Annotated in this window: 19 protein-coding genes and 1 pseudogene; 19 read left to right on the top strand and 1 reads right to left on the bottom strand. The window is 46.5% G+C overall.

The genetic code is table 11. The features are described 5' to 3' along the window. The first annotated feature begins 6 nt into the window (after positions 1-6). The 7 genes from DXA13_RS05045 (at position 7) to DXA13_RS05015 (ending at position 8,223) form a co-directional block, all read left to right on the top strand. On the top strand, positions 7-1,545 hold the full coding sequence (locus DXA13_RS05045) for an ABC transporter substrate-binding protein (protein WP_118242211.1): 1,539 nt from the start codon (positions 7-9) through the stop codon (positions 1,543-1,545). A 97-nt stretch (positions 1,546-1,642) separates the two neighbouring features. Beyond that, a complete protein-coding gene (locus tag DXA13_RS05040; RefSeq protein WP_118242274.1) occupies positions 1,643-3,103 on the top strand; it encodes a chlorohydrolase family protein in 1,461 nt (486 codons plus the stop codon). Between the two features lie 70 nt (positions 3,104-3,173). Next, entirely contained in the window at positions 3,174-4,676 is a 1,503-nt protein-coding gene (locus tag DXA13_RS05035) for an amidohydrolase family protein (protein WP_118242210.1), read from the top strand. A gap of 376 nt (positions 4,677-5,052) precedes the next feature. Further along, complete coding sequence (locus tag DXA13_RS05030) at positions 5,053-5,715, top strand: fumarylacetoacetate hydrolase family protein (RefSeq protein ID WP_243008985.1); 663 nt, start codon at positions 5,053-5,055, stop codon at positions 5,713-5,715. 23 nt (positions 5,716-5,738) lie between these two features. Next, positions 5,739-6,995 carry a dicarboxylate/amino acid:cation symporter gene (locus DXA13_RS05025; RefSeq protein ID WP_118242209.1) on the top strand — a complete coding sequence of 419 codons (1,257 nt, stop codon included), beginning with the start codon at positions 5,739-5,741 and terminating at the stop codon, positions 6,993-6,995. Between the two features lie 12 nt (positions 6,996-7,007). After that, positions 7,008-7,376 (top strand): cupin domain-containing protein, encoded by a 369-nt coding sequence (locus DXA13_RS05020; protein WP_118242208.1) that lies wholly within the window; start codon positions 7,008-7,010, stop codon positions 7,374-7,376. A gap of 181 nt (positions 7,377-7,557) precedes the next feature. Further along, positions 7,558-8,223, top strand: a complete 666-nt coding sequence (locus DXA13_RS05015) for a GntR family transcriptional regulator (protein WP_118242207.1) — start codon at positions 7,558-7,560, stop codon at positions 8,221-8,223. Between the two features lie 123 nt (positions 8,224-8,346). Here the strand turns inward: DXA13_RS05015 and DXA13_RS05010 are convergent, their stop codons facing one another. Further along, positions 8,347-9,027, bottom strand: a complete 681-nt coding sequence (locus DXA13_RS05010; RefSeq protein ID WP_181995537.1) for a GntR family transcriptional regulator — start codon at positions 9,025-9,027, stop codon at positions 8,347-8,349. A gap of 250 nt (positions 9,028-9,277) precedes the next feature. On the opposite strand from DXA13_RS05010, the gene DXA13_RS05005 reads away from it, so the two are divergent. From DXA13_RS05005 to garR, 12 genes and pseudogenes are all read left to right on the top strand, one after another. Further along, the gene (locus DXA13_RS05005) at positions 9,278-10,270 is read left to right on the top strand and encodes a 2-keto-3-deoxygluconate permease (RefSeq protein WP_118242205.1); all 993 of its coding nucleotides are present in this window, start codon (positions 9,278-9,280) and stop codon (positions 10,268-10,270) included. An 81-nt stretch (positions 10,271-10,351) separates the two neighbouring features. Next, the gene (locus DXA13_RS05000; protein WP_118242204.1) at positions 10,352-11,098 is read left to right on the top strand and encodes an aspartate/glutamate racemase family protein; all 747 of its coding nucleotides are present in this window, start codon (positions 10,352-10,354) and stop codon (positions 11,096-11,098) included. 370 nt (positions 11,099-11,468) lie between these two features. Next, complete coding sequence (gene pyrC / locus DXA13_RS04995; protein WP_118242203.1) at positions 11,469-12,824, top strand: dihydroorotase; 1,356 nt, start codon at positions 11,469-11,471, stop codon at positions 12,822-12,824. Between the two features lie 71 nt (positions 12,825-12,895). After that, the gene (locus DXA13_RS04990; RefSeq protein ID WP_118242202.1) at positions 12,896-13,507 is read left to right on the top strand and encodes a fumarylacetoacetate hydrolase family protein; all 612 of its coding nucleotides are present in this window, start codon (positions 12,896-12,898) and stop codon (positions 13,505-13,507) included. Positions 13,508-13,573: 66 nt separating this feature from the next. Beyond that, complete coding sequence (locus tag DXA13_RS04985) at positions 13,574-14,308, top strand: aspartate/glutamate racemase family protein (RefSeq protein WP_118242201.1); 735 nt, start codon at positions 13,574-13,576, stop codon at positions 14,306-14,308. A gap of 67 nt (positions 14,309-14,375) precedes the next feature. Beyond that, positions 14,376-15,332: pseudogene (locus DXA13_RS04980) on the top strand (2-keto-3-deoxygluconate permease); the annotation flags it as partial. A gap of 135 nt (positions 15,333-15,467) precedes the next feature. Further along, positions 15,468-15,986, top strand: coding sequence for an 8-oxo-dGTP diphosphatase (locus DXA13_RS04975; protein WP_118242200.1), 519 nt, complete (start codon positions 15,468-15,470; stop codon positions 15,984-15,986). Further along, entirely contained in the window at positions 15,974-16,162 is a 189-nt protein-coding gene (locus tag DXA13_RS21550) for a hypothetical protein (protein ID WP_243008983.1), read from the top strand. Before DXA13_RS04975 ends, DXA13_RS21550 begins: the two co-directional genes overlap by 13 nt. Beyond that, positions 16,159-16,416 (top strand): PrpR N-terminal domain-containing protein, encoded by a 258-nt coding sequence (locus DXA13_RS21545; protein ID WP_243008982.1) that lies wholly within the window; start codon positions 16,159-16,161, stop codon positions 16,414-16,416. The genes DXA13_RS21550 and DXA13_RS21545 overlap by 4 nt, the downstream gene beginning before the upstream one ends. A 110-nt stretch (positions 16,417-16,526) precedes the next feature. Then, a complete protein-coding gene (locus tag DXA13_RS04970; RefSeq protein ID WP_243008981.1) occupies positions 16,527-17,861 on the top strand; it encodes a sigma 54-interacting transcriptional regulator in 1,335 nt (444 codons plus the stop codon). A gap of 92 nt (positions 17,862-17,953) precedes the next feature. Then, positions 17,954-19,507 (top strand): Na+/H+ antiporter NhaC family protein, encoded by a 1,554-nt coding sequence (locus DXA13_RS04965; RefSeq protein WP_118242273.1) that lies wholly within the window; start codon positions 17,954-17,956, stop codon positions 19,505-19,507. Positions 19,508-19,885: 378 nt separating this feature from the next. Continuing rightward, on the top strand, positions 19,886-20,806 hold the full coding sequence (gene garR, locus DXA13_RS04960; protein ID WP_347559716.1) for a 2-hydroxy-3-oxopropionate reductase: 921 nt from the start codon (positions 19,886-19,888) through the stop codon (positions 20,804-20,806). Positions 20,807-20,815: the final 9 nt, after the last annotated feature.

The following is a 20,815-nucleotide window of genomic DNA, read 5'->3' as shown; positions in this document are numbered from 1 at the left end:
CGTGTTATGAAAAAATGGAAACGTGCCGTAAGCCTGGTACTGGCCGCAGTCCTTGTGACGACGGCAATGACAGGCTGCGGAAAGAATAAAGCTGCTACAGGAAAAGAAGCAGATACGCTGACAGTTGCGATCGGAGGAGATCCGCCTACTCTGGACCCTCATGCATCTTCCACATCCAGCAGCGTAAACAACTTAAACCCGGTATATGAAACGCTGGTGCGCTATGACGAGAACGGTGAGATACAGCCTCTTCTGGCAACAGAGTGGGAACGAATCGACGATCTGCGCTGGAAATTTAAGCTGAGGGACGACGTGTATTTTCACAACGGAGAACACATGACGGCCAAAGATGTCATGTTCAGTTTAAAGAGAGCTACGGGACCGGACGGCGCCAAGGTTTCTTATATCATGTCGGCAGTCGATTACGACAACTGTGAAATGGTGGACGATTATACGGTGATTATTGCAACGCATGAGCCATTTTCCCCACTGATTGGATATTTACCCTACATCGGCGCCGTAGTCGTAAGCGAAAAAGAGTTTACGGAGGATCCGGAGCATGCGGCTCTCAACCCGGTGGGAACAGGACCGTTCAAGTTTATTTCCTGGGCGAAAAATGACCGATGTGTTTATGAGAGAAATGAAGAGTACTGGGGAGAAAAGCCGGCGTACAAGAACCTGATTATCCGTACGATTGTAGAATCAAACAGCCGCGTGATCGAACTGGAATCCGGAAACATCGATATTGCCCTTGACATTCCGGCGTATGACGCAGTCGCACTGGATAAGAACCCGGAAGTAAAGGTATTGAGGCGCAACAGTACGGTAGTGGAATTTCTGGATATCAACGTGACTCATAAGCCTCTGGACAATCCAGACGTAAGGCTTGCAATCGATTACGCAATTGATGAAAATGCCATTATCAATGCGATTTACCGGGGAAATGCCGTATATGCACCGACGCTTGTGACGCCGAGCATGAAGTATTATGACGACAGCGATACGGATTGCCGGTACGACCCAGAAAAGTCAAAAGAACTGCTGCAAAAAGCAGGAGTAACGGATCTGCATCTCAAACTCATGACGGCAGAAAATAAAAACAGGCTGAATATCGCTACCATCATTCAGAACATGCTGGCAGAAGTAGGAATCACCGTAGAGATCCAGAGCTATGAATCCGGTACGTTCTATGATATTGTGGACAGCGGAGAGACGGAGCTGTTCCTCGTAGGCTTCGGTGCGGTCGGTTTCCCGGAACCGGACAACAATATTTACGGTCCGTTCAACAGCAAACAGATTCCGACCAACAACATGGGCTTTTACAGCGACCCCGCTCTGGACGATATGCTGAACGCACAGCGTGCGACTTCAGACGGGCCGGAACGCGAAGCGATTATAAAGGATATACAGAAATATTTAAGGAAGAATATCCCGGTAATTCCGCTGGCCAATACACAGCAGGTAGTAGGAGTAAGAAGCAACGTAGAAGGATTCCTGCCAACTCCGGCGGCGAGCCACTTCTATGACAAGGCTTATTTTAAGTAGGATAATTTGAGAATCTGGAAAAGAGGGATTATGGACGATAGACGATAAGGTCTTGTTTATGGCCCTCTTTTCGGGTATTAACAGAAAAGGAGATAAAATGATTACAAAGGTAAAAGGAAAATATGTCATTGGTTTCGACGGTACGGATCATGTGATCATACCGGACGGAGAAGTCGTTTTTGAAGACGACACGATTATTTATACGGGCAGGCACTATGAAGGCCGTACGGACAAGACGGAAGATGCAGGGAACGCCGTAATTATGCCGGGATTCATCGACCTGAACGCTCTGGGCGACATCGATCACGACATTCTTCATACGGAAGCGTACGGCAATGTGCGGAGCAGCCTGAACCCGTCGGAAGAGTATTTCGATAAAGGGACGCATGAGGTTATGACTGCAGAAGAAGAAGCGTTTAAATCCCTTTATGCATATGCGCAGCTAATTCTGCACGGCATAACGACAGCGATGCCGATTACATCCACTTACTACAAAAAATGGGCGGATACATACGAGGAAGAAGAGGCAGGCGTTCATCACGCCGGCCGGCTGGGGCTGAGGCTGTATACATCCCCCAGTTATCAGTGCGGTTTGAATGTAGTCCGTTCAGACGGCACAATGACTGTACGGTATCTGGAAGGAGCGGGGGAAGAAGGGCTGGAACGTGCCGTGAAATTTATCGGCAAATATGACGGTGCATATGACGGTCTGATCAAAGGTGCGCTTCTGCCGGAGCGAATCGAGACACAGACAGAGGAAAACCTGATCCGTACAAAGAAATTTGCCGAAGAGCTGAACTGCCCGATTAAGCTCCATGCGGCGCAGGGACCGTTTGAATACCGTTTTATCAGGGAGAAAACGGGAAAAAGTCCAATTGAATACCTGGACAGCCTGGGATTCCTTGGAAAAAATGTGGGAATTCCTCACTGCTATATTGTAAAAGGAACGAGATGGGTAGAAGATGACGGAGACGATCTTGAAATCCTTTCCCGCACAGGCACAACAGCGATTTTCTGCCCGATTATCATTGGAAGAAGCGGCCATTATCAGGACTCTTTTGCCGAATACCGCAGGAGAAAGATCAATGTGGCAGTGGGAACGGATACATTCCCGCCTGATTTCTTCCAGAATGTGAGAACAGCTTCCATGTTTTCACAGATGGCAGAGGAAAAGGTGGAAGGTTCTTCCTTTGCCGATGTCTACCGCGCTGTCACGCTGGGAGGTTCTTCCCTTCTTGGGCGGAACGATCTCGGCCGTCTGTGCGCAGGGGCGAAAGCAGACATGATTGCGGTCGACCTGGATGATTTTCATATGGGAGCTGCCGACGATCCGATCCGTACCATATTTATGTGCGGTTCCGGAAGGGACGTCAAACTGTCCGTCATCAACGGCCGGGTGGTCATGAAGGACAGGAAGCTGGATGGAATCGATCTGGAAGAGCTGAAAGCAAAGGGGCAGAAATACTATGAAAAGATGAGGCTCGGCTACCTGGAACGGGATTACCGTCATCTGCCGGAAGACGAGCTGTTCCGCCCGTCATTTCGAGTCGTGCGTTAGTGAGCCGCGGTAATACTTGATATTTTTTTCGTTAACAGTTTATATTAGACAGGATAAAGGAGGATACACCATGTACGATTTGCTGCTTACGAACGCAGTGGTGATTACCATGGATGAAAAGAGGCGTGTAATTGACAAGGGGGCCGTCGGCGTAAAGGACGGCAGAATCGCCTTTGTAGGAGAGAGTAAAGATGTGGAAACGGCAGAAGCGGGCGAAGTGATCGATTGTCAGGATCACGTGATCATGCCGGGATTTGTAGACGCCCACGGACACGGCGGCCATTCGGCGTTTAAGTCCATTGTTGAAAATACGAGCTATTGGATGCCGGTCATGACCCATACATATAAAAATTACATTACGGATGAGTTCTGGTATAACGAAGGAAGGCTGTCCGCCCTGGAGCGGCTGCATGCTGGAGTGACCACAGGCGTATGCGTGCTGGGATCACAGCCCAGATGCGATTCTCCCGTTCCGGCCATGAACAATGCAAAAGCGTATGCAGAAGTCGGCGTCAAAGACATCGTATGCACAGGCCCGTGCCATGGCCCGTGGCCTCACCGGTTCAGCCGTTATACGGATGGACAGAGGCAGATGAGCGAAATCAGTTATGAAACGGTTCTGGATAGCCTGGAGACGGTGATCTCTGAACTGAACCATGCAAATAATGACAGGACGAGAGCGTACGTGGCCCCTTTTGGAGCCGTGACATCCATCGATCCTTCGGCGCCTACGCCGGCTGACCGCTGCGTGAAACTGACGGAGCATGATCTTTGTCAGGCCAGGGATATGAGAAGGATTGCAGAAAAATATGATACGCGCATTCATACGGATGCCTTTGGAGGGATGATTCATCTGGCCAGCCAGGACAAAGAGCATGCCCTTCTGGGACCGGATGTTCATCTGCAGCACTGTACGGGACTTTCCTTTGACGAAGCACAGATCATCCAGAAAACGGATACGCACATCAGCGTGGCTCCCGGGATGCGCCAGCTGGTCAACCGTACGCCTGTCATTGAGCTTCTGGATATGGGCGTGACGGTGGCCCTTACGACGGACGGTTCCATGCTGACTTCCGGATTTAACATGTTTGACGCCATGAAAAGGGCGCAGAGTATTTTCCGCAGAGCCATGAATGACGACTACTATCTGCCTTCTGAGAAGGTGCTGGAAATGACTACGATCGATGCGGCAAAATGTATCGGAATGGAAAAGGAAATCGGTTCTCTGGAGACGGGAAAACGGGCAGATATCATCGCAATCAATCTGATGAATCCACGCCTTATGCCGAGAATCAATATCATCGATACTCTGGTTGGAAACGGCCATCCTTCTGACGTGGATCTCGCAGTGGTAGATGGTGAAATAAGGCTGAAGGACGGAAAGGCAGTGGGAATTGATGAGAGAGAAATCCTGCTGAAAGCAGAACAGGAGGCGCTGGAAACGGCGGAGAGAGCGGAGCATCTTCACCCGTTTGCATGGCCGAAGAAGAAGCACTGGGGACAGACAAAGATGTACTTCGACGAAGTGCGTTTTGACCTAGAGGAGAACAGAAAAGACGGCGGACATTATTAAGAACGTCACCGGACAAAGATACTTTTTATAAGCAACAGGATTATAAATATAAAATGATCAAGCTGTACAATGCGGCAGAGTAAAAGGGATAAAAACCTCGTGCTCTGCCGCATTTTGTGCAAATAATCATAAAAGAAAAGGAAAGAAAGCAAAATAAATATAAAAAATATACAAAAATTCTATTTACAAATTCGACGTAATATAGTATAATGTGAACTGTCGACACAGAACAAGTAAAAAGACAGGAGGTGAATAGAGTGAAAAAATATGCACGTGTAAAATGGAATGATGATATCTGCTATGGAGTGGTTACAGAAGATCATAAGATCCATATTTTGAAGGGAGACAGCCTGAAAATTTTCAGGAGACCACAGTTGTGGCGGACTGCCCGGACCATTTGCTTCTTCCCTGTGTTCCTAGTAAGATTGTCGGAACAGGGCTGAACTATAAGGACGTGGTGTTAAAGCCGGGAGAAACATTGCCGGAAAAACCGAAATTATTTATTAAGCCGCCTACGACCCTGATTGGAGACGGGGAAAGCGTGATTCTGCCTCCGATGGTAAAAGATCTCTCCTGCGAAGTAGAGCTGGCGGTCGTAATTGGAAAGACCTGCAGATGTGTTCCTCAGGACAGAGCGAACGAGTACATATGGGGATATACCGTAGCGAATGACATGACTGCCAGCGATCTGCAGGCGGAGGACATTCTCTGGGGAAGGGCAAAATCGTTTGATACATTTCTTCCAATTGGCCAGTACATCGTTTCCGGGATCGATCCCTCTGACCTCATGCTGAATTCCAGAATCAACGGAGAACCTGGGCAGCACGGCAGGACAAAGGATCTGATCAAAGGGATTTCATGGCTTATTTCTTATATATCGCACGTAATGACCCTTCTTCCAGGGGACATGATTATAACCGGAACGCCAAGCGGATATGGAATAAAAGTAAAAGCCGGAGATTACATGGAAATGGAAGCAGAGAAGATCGGAAAAGTAAGCAATAAAATTGAATCTATAAAAACGCCATACTACTTTTAATGGCAATAGAGGAGGATATGAGTATGTCTGAAGCAAAAAGCAAAAAATTCAAAATGTCCCTGACAAATCAGATCATGTTGGCTACGGCAGCCGGTATTGTATTTGGACTGATTGTCGGTCCGTGGTGCGCGAACCTGAAGGTGATCGGTGATATATTCCTGCGCCTTGTACAGCAGTGTGTCGTTGCGCTGATCATGTCGGCCGTTGCAGTTGCAGTATCGAATCCGGAGAACAGCGGCGCCGGAAAAATGGGACTTCATACGTTCAAATGGATTTTTATTTTTACGATTATCTCGGCAGTTATCGGATTGTTCCTGGGCAATATTATCCAGCCGGGAGCCGGTATCACATTTACGGTAGGCGAAGAGGTTGCAGCATCCACAATTGCAAATGCTTCACTTTCAGAAACCCTGCTGGGCTTTGTCTCTACAAACGTATTCGGATCCATGGCGACCAGCGCCACCGTTCCATGTATCGTATTCTCCCTTTTCTTCGGCGTTGCGACGGGAATTTATACGAAACAGAGCGGAAGTACCATTATCTACGATGTAATCAAGGGATTCAATGAAGTAATCATGCACATCATCAAACTGGTTATGAATGTAGCGCCAATCGGTATCTTCTGCCTGCTGGCCAACGTAACCGGAGCAATTGGTATCGCTGTCATTTTCCCTATGGTCAAATTCCTGGGAGCTTTGCTGCTGGGCGTATTGATTGAGCTGTTCTTATACTGTGTATTTGTATCAGTCAAATGTAAGATCAACTTATTCAAAATGCCTAAAAAGTTCTATAAAATGTCTATGATTGCACTTACTACAACATCTTCAGCAATTACACTTCCGACCAAGATGGAAGATATGGTTACAAAATTCGGCGTCAGCAGGCGCATTGCGGACTTTACAGGCCCGATCACCATGGCGATGAACAGCAGCGGCGGAGTTACATGTTACGTCCTTGCAATTCTCTTTATGGCGCAGTCTTCCGGCGTAGTACTAAGCGGAAAAGAACTCATTATGGCGATTCTGTTCTCCTGCCTGATGTGTATGGGAACAATTGTTGTTCCTGGCGGAGTTATCATCACATATACATTCCTGGCTACCTCTATGGGACTGGCACCGGAAAGCTTTATCGTTCTGGTAGGGATCGACTGGTTCTCAGGCATGTTCCGTACACTGAACAACGTAGACGTAGATGTTCTGCTGGGATTGCTTGTTGCAGACAAGCTGGGCGAACTGGACCGGGATGTTTACAATGAAAAGAAAATAGTGGCTTACGATTAAAAGGAGGATATTATGATAAAAAGACGGGATGAAATGAGCATCACTCTGGAACCTAATTTAAAAGGTGGAAATGGTACGACAAGAGTGCTGAACATTCTGGAAAAAGAGGAGATGCACGGTACCGGAAGACTGTTCGGAATCAGTATGATACCTGTAGGCGGCTCTATTGGGCAGCATACGCATGACGGAGACTTTGAGACATATTATATTCTCGAGGGAAAGGCCCTCGTTAACGACAACGGAAATATCCAGGAACTGGGACCTGGCGACATGACGCACTGCCAGGATGGCTATTTCCATTCCATTGAGAATATCGGGGATGTAGAACTGAGGTACGTCGCGGTTATTCAATATTCCGAGACGAAAAAAGACGAAATTTAATCGGAGTTGAATGGAAAAGAGTGGTGAATTGTTTATACAATTCACCGCTCTTTTCCTGTATATGAATCAATATGATTAATTAACTTGACATACAGCTCTTGATTTTTAAGATGCGATTTATTATAATAAAAATGCAGTGTCGACATTATACACGATACATAAGAGGCTTGAAGGAGGTTTTATGGGAAAAGTTGTAAAGAGCGTATCCTATCATCTTCAGATTTATGAGATTTTAAAAGAGAAGATTCTGAATGGTGAGCTGAAATGCGGAGAACGGGTGAACGAACTTGGCCTTGCTCAGGAAATGGGGGTGAGCAGGAGTCCGGTGAGAGAAGCCCTGCGCATGTTGGAACAGGATGAATTTGTAGTCAATGGAGACAGCGGCCTGATTATTAATCCTATGGAGTACGAGGATGTTATGGAGGTCTATGACTGTCGGATTGCATTGGAGTCGTTTGCGGCAAAGCTGGGGTGCCAGAGAGCGACGGAAGAGGTATTAGAGCAGATGGAACAGCTGGTAGCGCGATCGCTACAGTACCACGATGAGGAAAAAATGCAGGAGGTCATCCGCTGTAATACGAAGTTTCACGATATGATAATTGAGCTTTGTCCAAACAAACATTTGAAAAACATGATTGAACGGAATAAAGCGCTCTCTTTGCTGGCCAGGAATCGGGAGTTTTCACAGATGAACAGGCCGAAGGATTATCTGGAAGGGCACATGGATATTATAAAGGCCTTTCGAACGGGAGACGGCGGTAAAGTAGAAGAAATTATGAGGGAACATATTACCGGAGATAAGGAGTTCTATATCCAGTGTTTTATCCAGCACAGAACCGGGATGTAAAATTCTATCATTAGGATAACTGCATGGGATCGTGCAGAATCAGGAAAAAATAGGAAAAGAGCGGGCAGCGATGCAAATTCCAAAGAATTTGATATCGCTGCCCGCTCTTTTTGTCTGAGTAGCTTAATTCCCGCTGTCACCGGAGGAAGCAGCCTGGTTCAACAGGGATACATGAATGGAGTAATCACCGTTTATGTGCTTGCGCATGAGCGCTTCCACCAACACGCAGTCACGGTTTCGCAGCGCTTCAATAATCTCCTCATGCTCAGTCAGATACGGTTCCTCGCCCCTCTTGTACTTTGTGAAGATCTGAGATTTCGTCAGATCCACGAGAGAACTGTATTTATCGATCATTTTAATGAGCGAGTGGTTGCCGCAGAGATTGTTGATTGTGCTGTGAAAAGAAGAATTGGCCTCCAGTACTTTGTCATACTGCCCTGATTTGTGGTAGGAACGGCTGCGCAAAACGCTCTCTTCCAGAATAGAAAGCTGCTTTTCCGTAATATTTTGTGCAGCAAGGCCTGCGGCAAATGATTCCAGAGCAATTCTGCACTGATAAATTTCCCTCAGGGTAGAGGAGTCCAGAGGATTGACGATGAGTCCGGAATCTGTTGAAAGCAGCAGTTCATCCTGTTTCAGCATGCGGAGCGCTTCACGGACAGGGCTTCTGCTGACACCTATTTCCTGTGCGATTTTATTTTCACTGATTTTATCGCCCGAGGCGAGCGCACCAGAGATAATCTGATGTTTTAAAATATTATATACCTGTAAATGATAAGCTACTTTTTTATCTATTTTTTTCATAAAAGGCCTTTCCAGTTCTTGAGATATTAAGATTATTATAGGTTGGAAATGCCGGATTTGCAAGGAAATGGAAGCGTTTTCATAAAGATTTGGTCGAAATGGATAAAGAAGAGGAAAATAATAAAAAAAAATCATGCAAAGTGCTTGACAATTGTCGACAGTATACCTATAATGAAGTTGTCGACAATATACGGTATACCATTTAGACCATAAGGGGAATTAGAGATTAAAAAGAAGAGAGGGAATCATTATGAGGATAGTTGACACAATCAGAAAGTTTCCTGCAGGTATGCAGGTAATACCGCTTTTAATGGCCTGTACGATCAATACATTTGCACCGGAAGCATTAAAGATCGGCGGTTTCACTTCAGGACTTTTTTCAAACGCCGGAGCTGCTACAGCAGTCGGAATGTTCATGTTCTGTTCCGGTGCTACAATCGATATCAAACAGGCAGGAGAACCATTTGCAAAAGGCTTCGTTATGCTGGCTGCAAAGTACGTAATCGGCACTCTGCTTGGAATCCTGCTTGGTAAGGCCTTTGGACCGCTTGGTATCCTGGGTATCACTCCTGTTGCCATGATCGGCGCAACAACGAACTCAAACGGCGTAATGTATGGAACGCTGGCAAAGAAGTATGGTGTTCCGAATGACGTAGGCGCGATCGCTCCGCTGGCATTGAACGATGGACCGTTTTTGACTATGATCGCACTGGGTGCATCCGGTATGGCGGATATACCTGTCAAATCACTTGTAGCTGCACTTGTACCGCTTTTCCTCGGTATGCTCTTTGCCAACCTGGATGAAAAAATCCGTGATATGTGTTCCAACGCAGCACCGTTCCTGATTCCTTTCAATGGATGGACACTGGGAGCAGGCATGACATGGGACGCAGTTATCAAAGCGGGCGTTCCTGGAATTATTTTAGGTATCGTAACGCTGATTACGACAGGACTTGGCACATACTTCATCTTCAATATGGTATTCAGAAGACATCAGCGTCCTCTTGCAACAGGCGTTGCGGTCGGAAATACGGCAGGAAATGCGATTCCTACGCCGAAGTTTGTTGCAGAAGCAGATCCGTCACTGGAGAGCATCGTTCCAACAGCGACGGCCCAGATTGCAACCTCATGTGTTGTAACAGCAATTCTCTGCCCGGTACTTACAACATGGGTGGATAAAATGATAACGAAAAAGTACGGTGAACTTGACAGAAGTGATTTTGAAGAGTCGCCGGAGTGGTAAGAAAAATAATCGCTAGCCTCAAATTGCATACAGGGGCGGAATAAAAATAGATTTATATAAAAAATTAAGAGGAGATCAGAAATGAAGATTTTAGTAGTGAACCCGAATATATCCCAGGATGTTACGGACTTAATCGAAAAAGAAGCGAAACGGGCAGCCAACGCAGATACAGAGATTCTCATGGATACGGCCCCCTTCGGAGTAGAATATATTGAAACGAGAATGGAATCCGTAATTGCAGGCTATGCAACAGCATGTGTTGCTGCAGAGCATTATGGAGAATTTGACGGGATGGTTGTAGCAGCTTTTGGAGATCCGGGGCTGATGGGAATGAAAGAACTTTTGGATGTGCCTGTCGTAGGAATGACAGAAGCAGCGCTTGCCTCTGCCTGCCTGCTGGGACAGAGATTTTCCATCATTGCCATTTCCGACCGGATTACTGCCTGGTACAGAGAAACGGTTGAGAGAAGCCACCTGTCAACGCGCCTTGCAAGTATCCGTTCCCTGAAAGACCCACTGAGAAACGTAGGTACGGTGCAGGAAGATTATTCCGACCGTCTGATCGAGCTGGCTCAGGAAGCAGTACATACAGATGGGGCAGATGTAATTATTCTGGCAGGAGCTCCTCTGGCAGGACTGGCCAGAAACCTGGAAGGAAAGCTGCCGGTTCCGGTAGTAGACGGAGTGTCCAGCGCCGTAAAGCATTGTGAATCACTGGTTGCATTAAAGCCTGGCATTGCAGCCGAAAGCAGCTTTGCAAAACCTCCGTTAAAGCCGAATAAGGGCCTTCCGGAAAAACTGGCAGCCATCTTAAACCGTACCTGCTGAAAATAAAGGAAAAAGCTGCCTGAAGATATGTGCAATATGCTCATATTAAGAGACTAAAATTGTGTAAAATGTAAAAAGTGCACATGGTTAACAAAATTAACTTTACATATATGTCGGTATATGTTAGTATAAGTTCATAAACAACAGAGGTGATAAATGTAAAGCATGTGAATGTTTTACATTTATTTTCCCTCTATGATGTTCTCGTGAACATATAGAAGATGTGAAAATTTATTCGAAAATTATCAAAGAATAATTATGTAAAAGCTATTATATTATATACTGTTAATTGGAAAAATTAAGGAAATTTTTTTTGAAAGATAATGTTCGCGTGAACAGAATGCGAACTCGGTCGAAAGGAGAAGGACATATGGTGGATAAATTAATCAAAAACGGCATGATTGTAACTCATACGGGAAGGTTTCAGGGGAATCTGGCAGTAAGGGATGGTAAGATCTGTGCAGTTACGGGTGTGGACGAAGATATGAAGGCTGCGGAAGTGATTGACGCTTCCGGAAAATATATCATTCCCGGTTTGATCGACTCCCATGTGCATTTTCAGGATCCGGGGTTTACAGAGCGGGAAGATTTTGAGAGCGCTACAGCAGCGGCAGCCGCAGGGGGAGTGACGACAGCCATATCCCATCCCATGAACAATCCGCCGATTGTAGATGAAGAGAGCTATCAATTTACGATTAAAGCATATGAAGGACGGGGAATCATCGACTACGGAATCCATGGGGGAGGAACTTCATCCAACACAGGCTGTATCGAAGAACTGTGGCAGAATACAGGTGCGACATCCATAAAAATGTTTATGTGTTTTTCCGTAGCGGAATTTCCATATGTGAAGGACGATGCACTTTTCGAAATCCTTACAAAGATTGCAAAAGTGGATGGTCTGGCCATGATTCATGCTGAGAATAATGAGCTGATTGACTGGAATGAAAAACGCCTGAAAGCAGAAGGCAGGGTGGATCCAATGGCATACCACGAGTCCCACTGCGCGGAAGGTGAATTGGAATCTGTAAAACGTGCACTCTATTATATTGAGCTTACAGGCGCGAAAGCAGTTATCCTGCACAGTGGAATGTGCAGTGCGCTGGAAGAAATAAGGGCCGCACAGAGACGGGGCGTTCAGGTATATGCGGAATGCTGTCCTCATTTTCTGACGTTTGTGGATAAAGACATGGCGGAATACGGGCCGTATCTGAAATTTTCTCCTGTGATGAGAGATGAGGAAAATCGAAAAGAACTGTGGAAGATGCTGGAGAACGGATATATTCAGACGATCGGTTCCGATCACAGCCCTTATACGGAAGAAGAAAAGAGAAGGGGCATGATGGACATCTGGGCCGCACCGAATGGAATTCCGGGCATTCAGACAACGCTTCCGGTACTTTTAGACGGTGTGAATAAAGGGCTTCTGTCCATGGAGCGAATGGTAGAAGTAACGAGTTGGAATCCGTCTAAAATTTATGGGCTGGATTACAGAAAAGGGTCTCTTACAATCGGAAAAGACGCCGATTTTGTCATTGTGGATATGGAGAAAGAACATACATATACAAAGGCTGATATCAAGAGTAAGGCGAAATGGTCCCCTTATACGGGCAGGATGTTTAAAGGCTGGCCGGTGATGACGTTCGTAAGGGGGAATCTCGTTGCAAAAGACGGTAATATAACAGAACAGCCAGGATGGGGAAAATATATAGAAAGAAAAAAATAATAGACAGAAAAAGATAATAAATAGAAAAAGTAATAGAAAGAAAAATAAAAGATAAACGGGGGTGCTTTTTTATGAAAGTAAGAGCTGGAAAAATCATTTGCAGCGGACTGAACTACAAAGATACGGTTCTGGAAGAAGGGGCTAAATTTCCCGAAAAACCGCTGCTGTTTTTAAAACCGGATACAGCAGTGATTGGGGACGGGGAACAAATCGTCAGGCCGGAGGGCATAAATAAACTGGCGATTGAAGCAGAGCTGGCAGTTGTAATTGGAAAAATGGGAAAAAATATTCCGGCAGAAGAGGCATGGGATTACGTAAGAGGTTTCCGGGCAGCGAATGACGTGACGGCTCAGGACGCCCAAAAAGAAGATATACAGTGGACAAGGGCAAAGTCATATGATACATTTCTGCCTTTAAGTGAAGAGACAAGAATGGAAACACCGATTTCTCAGATAGAGATTTATTCCTATATCAATGGAACAATGGTTCAAAAGGGTAATATAAAAGACCTTATTTTTGACATTCCATACCTGATCAGCTACATATCCAGAATTATGACGCTGGAGGAAGGGGACATCATTCTGACAGGAACTCCAGGGGGATACGGCAAAGGGGTGAAGCCGGGAGACGAAGTCACAGTTGAGATACCAGGTGTTGGAAAAATCACAAACCGCGTTGTATAGATCGGAAACAGCAGCGGACAGGGCGAAAAGAAACTATAAAAAATCATATAAAAAAGGAGAATAAGTATGAAAATTTTAGTAGCAAATCCAAACAGCTCAGAAATCGTAACAGGAATTATTATGGAGTCGGCCAAAAGAAAGGTGACAGATCCAAATACGGAACTGATTCCGCTGACAAATCCGAAGGGAACGAAAAATATTGATTGCGGTTTTGCAGACTATCAGTCCGTATGGAGTTTTATCCGTGCGATTCTGGAAAAGGTTGATGAGATTCATCCAGATGCCCTTGTGCTTGCAGGCTTTGGAAATGTAGGCGTTTTCGCACTGAAAGAGGCGTTATCTATCCCAGTACTCAGCATTTCTGAGACGACTCAGACACTGGCATGCCTTCTTGGACACAAGTATACGGTACTTACCATGCTGAAACAGTTTATCCCATATCAGGAGGATCTGGTTCGTCTGTACCGTCTGCAGGACAAATGTGCTTCCGTAAGAGGAATCAACGTGAACGTTGAGAAATGTGTTACTGATCGTGATGTTACATTAAATCAGTTGAAGGATGAGATTCTGAAGATCGTAGATGAAGACGGAGCGGAAGTAGTTGTTCTCGGCTGTGCAGGACTCTGCGGATATGACGAGGCACTTCAGGAACTGGTAGGACTTCCGGTACTCGATCCTGTTACCGTTACAGTAAAAGTGGCTGAGATGATGGTGGAAACAGGAATCTGCCATAGCAAGAAGAGAAAATTTGCAAATCCTCCTCAGGAATTCTCAGCTTATTTCTGGGATGGCATCAACTAACAACAAGGGATAGAAAGACGAAAGGGGGATGAAGCTTGAAGTCAGTTAAGATCATAAAACAGTAGAAAAGTTTCCCGGAGGAATGATGGTTATTCCGTTACTGCTGGGCTGCGTAGTCAATACATTCTTTCCAGGTTTTCTGGGAATCGGAGGATTTACGACAGCGCTTCTGTCCAATAAGGGGGCAGCTACATTTGTAGGAATGTTCATTTTCTGCTGCGGCGCTTCTATTAATGTCAAGCAGATTGGAGAACCATTTTACAAGGGAGCGGTACTTACCTTTACAAAATTCGCCATTGGCGTTGCCATCGGTGTATTTGTAGGAAAAATATTCGGACCGGCTGGTATTTTTACCATCACGCCTCTGGCTATTATTGCAGCTATTACCAATTCCAACAGTGTTATGTACTCCATTCTGGCAAAACAGTATGGCGTTCCGACGGACGTAGGTGCAGTATCTGTCTTATCTCTGAACGACGGTCCGTTCTTCACCATGATCGCCCTGGGGCTGACCGGTATGGCAGATATTCCGTTCATGGCTATTGTAGCCGTTTTGATTCCGCTTGGCCTTGGCATGTTGTTGGGCAATCTGGATGAAGATGTAAGGCAGCTCTGTGAAAAAGGTATGCCGATTATTATTCCTTTTAACGGCTTCTGCCTTGGCGCTGGAATGAACCTGATGGATGTAATCAACGCTGGCGTACCTGGAATTATCCTTGGTCTGGTATCTATGATTTCCACTGGCTTTGGCTGCTACTGGGTATACAATTTCTTCTTTGGAAGAAAAAAGAAGACAGCTGTCGGCGCAGGCGTAGGAAATACGGCAGGCAATGCTGTTGCTACTCCTCCGGCTATCGGCGCGGCAGATCCGGCGCTGGCACCGTATGCGGCAGCAGCGACAGCACAGGTAGCAGCTGCGTGCGTTATAACTGCACTGCTCTGTCCTCTTCTTACGGCATGGCTGCATAAGAGGCTGCAGAAAAAGGGAACTGCAGAGGCTTCGGCCGGAAAAGTATCGGCGTAAATGCAGCAGTTCCATATGAATTATACAAAATGCCCATATTTACAAAATTCCTCTTGTAAGATATAATAATCCTAAGCTTGGAAAGCCATCCATCATATTTGATGAGATGGCTTTTCATATATGGAGGGAAGAACGATGGCAAAAATGACGACACTTTGTTATATCGAACATGACGGGAAGTACTTGATGCTCTATCGTAACAAAAAAGAGAACGACATCAATCATGGAAAATGGATTGGCGTCGGCGGTCACTTCGAAGGCACGGAGAGCCCGGAAGAGTGCCTTGTGAGAGAAGTAAAGGAAGAAACGGGGCTGACTATTTTTTCATATCAGTTCCGCGGCATTATCACCTTTGTACCGAAACCAGGCGTTGTGGAATATATGTGCCTCTATACGGCTGACGGCTACAGGGGAGAGCTTATCGAATGCGATGAAGGCGAATTGAAATGGGTAAAGAAATCGGCCATTGAGGATTTGAACCTGTGGGAAGGCGACCGGCTGTTTATGGAGCTTCTGAGGGATGAAGTGCCGTTTTTCTCATTGAAGCTGGAATATGACGGAGACAGACTCAAGGGAGCTGCTCTCAACGGTATGAAACTGGCTGAAGAGAAGAAAGAAAAGATAAAGAACTGGAGGCTTCCATGGGCAAAATAGTTTTGCTGGTATCAAGAGACGAGATGCTCCACCAGGCCCATAATATTCTTCAGGAGAAGAAGTATAAGATCGAGATGATGAAGGCCATACGTACAGAGGATGCGGTGGTGGAGGCCAGGCATGCGATTGCAGACGGAGCTTCCATAATTATTGCCAGAGCCTGCAGGCGTCTTTGATTAAGCAATACACGGATGTTCCGGTGGTGGAAATCGTGATGACTGCCCAGGAAATGGCTCTTCTCGTAACAAAAGCGAAACAGATTGTTAAACGTTCACATCCGGTGGTTGCTGTGATCGGGATGAAAAATATGTTCTGCGATATGTCCTATTTTGATACGCTCTATGATATCGAACTGCGGACTTATTACGCAGGAGGAGACAGAAGCCTGCGTATAGCCGCGGAGGAAGCAATCGAAGACGGCGCCGACTGATCATCGGAGGGAATACGGCCATCGAGACGGCGGGGGAGCGGGAGGTCCCATCTCTGTTTCTGGCTACGACGGAGGATGCCATCCGTACCGCATTTATGATGGCGGAGCACATGGACTATGCCATGGAGGCGGAAAAGAAAAATGCCGCACAGATGGAAACACTGCTTGACTATGCGTCAAACGGCGTTATGAGGCTGGATGGTTCCGGAACGGCTGTTTCGGTGAACCGCGTGATGGAACAGCTGATGGGCAGGGAGGAAAAAGAACTGACGGGCCGTCTGCTGTCTGATATTTTTCCGGAAATAACAAGGGAACATCTGTCAGGCGTCATGGCGGGGGGAGAAGAAAACTGCTCCTGGTTTCTGCAGGCCGGATCCAACGCCGTACTGGCTACGCTCGCTCCGGTAATAGTGGAAGGAAGGGCCGAAGGCGCGATCTTTACGTGCCACAGAATGAAGAAAAAAGCGCCCGACCGGACGAAAAACCGGGAACGGAAAGCCGGTCTGATTGCCCTCGGAGATTTTCGTGATATTCTGCAGCTTTCTGAAAACATGCAGGAATGCATAAGGAAAGCGAGGCTGTATTCCATGTCAGAGCGGCCGGTACTTATAATGGGAGAGACGGGAACGGAAGTCCGCCTGCTGGCTCAGGGAATTCATAACAGCAGCCTCCGCAGCGCAGGCCCGTTTCTCACAGTGAACTGCGGTGAAATGACACCGGAGGAACAGCGTGAGCGGATATTCGGAGAAAAGGGGGCCGTGTCTGCCGTGAATGGTGGAACTTTGTTTCTGGAAGATGGAGAACTCCTGACTTCTGACTGCCAGTACCGCCTGTATCAGCTGATCCGATACAGAACGAACGTGTCGGATCATTTTCTGCGCACAGGCCATTTGGATATCCGGATCATATGCTCTACATCGACGCGGCTGGCGGAGAAAACGGTAAGTAAAGCGTTCCGGGAGGATCTGTTCTATCTGCTGGAAGGACTCAGCCTGGAAGTGCCTCCTTTAAGGAGCAGAAAAGAGGACCTGAAGCAGAAGATTTCCGATTGCCTTAAATATGCATGCGAGAAGTATTCCCGGTATCACACGCTAACGGAAGGCGGATGGAAATACATGATGGATTATGCGTGGCCCGGAAATAACCTGCAGCTGGAAAGCTTCGTGGAACGGCTTGTGCTTACGGCCGGTAAACGGACGCTGGATGAGAGAAATGTAAGCGATCTGATGGACGAACTGTATCCGGAATATTACCTCCCTTCTGCAGCTTTGGGAATGCAGCCGCCCGCCTCCATGCCGCAGAGAACGGATGGAAAAAGAGGAGAGGCGGAAAGGATCGCCGCTGCTTCGGAAAAGTTTGGAGGAAACAGAGAGAAAATGGCTGCTGAACTGGGGATCAGCAAGACGACTTTGTGGAGAAAAATGAAAAAATATGGGATTTCATAACATTTCCTGATGAAATTTTGCGAAAAAGGTTGAAAAAACCACTGCATTATTATACGATTAGAAAAGTTTATACAAAAAAGGAGAAGATGAGTATGGAAACAGTAACGACAAGTTATGGGATTCTGGCTGTCCTTCCGCCTCTGATTGCTATTTCACTGGCTCTTATTACGAAGCAGACGGTATTTTCCCTGATCATCGGACTATGGGCCGGTGTCACAATTCTCAGCGGATGGAATCCGATCCTGGCTCTGCCGAGAATGATTTCAGATTTCTTTATTCCTCTGATTGCCAATGAAGGCAACGCAGGAATGCTGGTGCTGATTACAGCGTGCGGCGGTTTTGTGTACATGATTAAGGTATCCGGCGCTTCCAGGGCGTTCGGCGACATCGCGTCAAAAAAGGTCAAGACGAGAACACAGGCTCAGCTTGTTACCTATTTCAGCGCGTTTGCATTTATTTATACGGAACCGACTCTGACACTTGGTTCTCTTATGAGACCGATTTCTGAAAGACTGAAAGTTTCAAGGGTAAAGCTGGCATATATCTGCGACGTCATGGGCTGTCCATTTGCAACCCTTTCCCCGATTACCAGCTACAGTACGTATGCAACGAGCCTCATAGCCGCTCAGTTTGCGGCGCTTGCCATTACGGGTAATCCATGGGTTACCTTTGTCAAGGCGATTCCATTTAACTTTTATGCATTATTCGGCATGCTTGCCCTGCTCTTTGTAATCATTGCAAAGCTGGATATCGGGCCGATGTACGATGCGGAAAAGAGAGCTATGGAGACGGGCGAATTGATCGGACCGAATGATATCCCCATGTCAAAGTACGATATGGATGAAGACGCCATGTTCAAGGGAAAAAATATCACGATTATGAACTTCCTTGCTCCGATTATTACATTGTTCGTCGTTTTGATTGCGATGATTATGTGGACGGGCGATGCCAAGACAAACGGAATCGGCGGCGCCTTCATGCATTCCAGCATCACGCTTTGTATTTCCCTGAGTTTCCTTATTTCTGCAGCCGTTGCAGGACTTATGGGAGTAAGGTCAGGCGTTATGAAATTCAAGGATGTGGTTCCGCAGTTCTGCAAGGGTGTATCTTTAAACTCTGATATTCCGCTGATTCTGATACTGGCCTGGTCCATTGGATCGCTGACTGGAATGATGGATCTGAAAGGTTATCTGATCGGCCTTCTGGAAGCAAATAATGTGGCTCCTGGAATCATGCCGATGTTGATCTTCGTGGTAGGCGCTTTCGTAGGCTTCTCTACAGGAAGCTCCTGGGGCGTATGGGCCATTACGATGCCGATCGCACTTCCGATCGCACACAGCTTCGGCGTTCCGATCGAGCTTATGATCGGCGCATGCCTTTCCGGCGGCGTATTCGGTGACCACTGTTCTCCAATTTCAGATACGACGATTCTGGCTTCCACAGCAGCAGGTGCGGATCATATCCAGCATGTCAGGACACAGCTTCCTTACAGCCTGGCAGTAGGTGGCTGCAGTGCGCTGGGATTCCTGGTCGGTGGTATGGTATCGCCGATTCTCGGTTTCGCAGTGACAGCAATCAGTATTGTGGTCGTATTCTTCGGACTTCATCAGTATGCCGTAAAACGCAATAGAAGACTGGCGGCGTAATTCATATTAAAAAACATTGAAAGAGGGCAATGCAAAAGACAGATCAGCTGCGCCAACGATACCGGGTTCTGTTCCGGGGTGACAAGTCACTACACCTGGTATCGGCAGCAACGATTGATTCTTTTTGCAATACCCTCTTTTATTTATATTGATCGATTACTGGTAATTTCATTTCATGAGAATTGAAACATATTTGAAATAATGGAACGATATTATTTCATAAAAATGAAACTTTGCAAGATTTGCATAAGAAAACGGTGTACTTTCGTGCAAACCGTCAATAGAAAGCCGGATGAAAAATTGATTATAATATGTCCATAAGCTGATGGGAACAGGAATGGGTATGACTTCCCGGCAGCGGTACTCGTTACGGAAAACATTAAAAGAAAAAGAGAGGTAAGAAAAATGAAAGTAGGTTTTATCGGATTAGGAATCATGGGCAGACCAATGTGCAAGAACCTGGTAAAGGCGGGACATCAGTTAGTCGTATTCGATTTCAATAAAGAGGCGGTTGCAGATCTCGTATCCTGCGGCGCCGAATCAGCAGAAAGCGGAAAAGAAGTTGCTGAGAAATGTGAAGTTGTAATCACAATGGTTCCAAACTCTCCTCATGTAAGAGCAGCAGTATTAGGAGAAGGCGGCGTTGCGGAAGGCGCTCATGAAGGTTCGGTAGTCATCGATATGAGTTCTATCGATCCAGTGGAGAGCAAGAAGATCGGCGCAGAGCTGGCGGCAAAGGGCATCGATATGCTGGATGCTCCTGTATCCGGCGGAGAGCCGAAGGCTATCGACGGAACATTATCTGTTATGGTCGGCGGAAAGAAAGAATTATTTGACAAATACTACGATCTTCTGATGGTCATGGCTGGTTCAGTCGTATATGTAGGTGATCTGGGATCCGGAAACGTTGCAAAGCTGGCAAATCAGATTGTTGTTGCATGTAACATTGCAGCAGTAGGCGAAGCTCTTTCTTTCGCTAAGAAGGCAGGTACGGATCCGGAATTAGTATACCAGGCAATCAGAGGCGGACTGGCAGGCTCTACCGTTATGGACGCAAAGGCTCCGATGATGTTAGGCAGAAACTTTAAGCCAGGTTTCCGTATCGAACTTCATATCAAGGATTTAAACAATGCCCTGAATGCAGCACATGCAATCTCTGCTCCGGTGCCGTTAACAGGCCAGCTGATGGAAATGATGCAGTGCTTAAAGGCTGACGGCTACGAGAAAGAAGATCATTCCAGCCTTGTTAAGTACTATGAGAAGATTGGCAACGTTACTGTTGAGCCAGAGAATAAATAATCAGCTGCC

Source organism: Clostridium sp. AM58-1XD, from assembly GCF_003464085.1.
GTDB lineage: Bacteria > Bacillota > Clostridia > Lachnospirales > Lachnospiraceae > Lachnoclostridium_A.
Note: the sequence above shows the minus strand (reverse complement) of the source record. Positions and strands in the feature narration are given on the sequence as shown.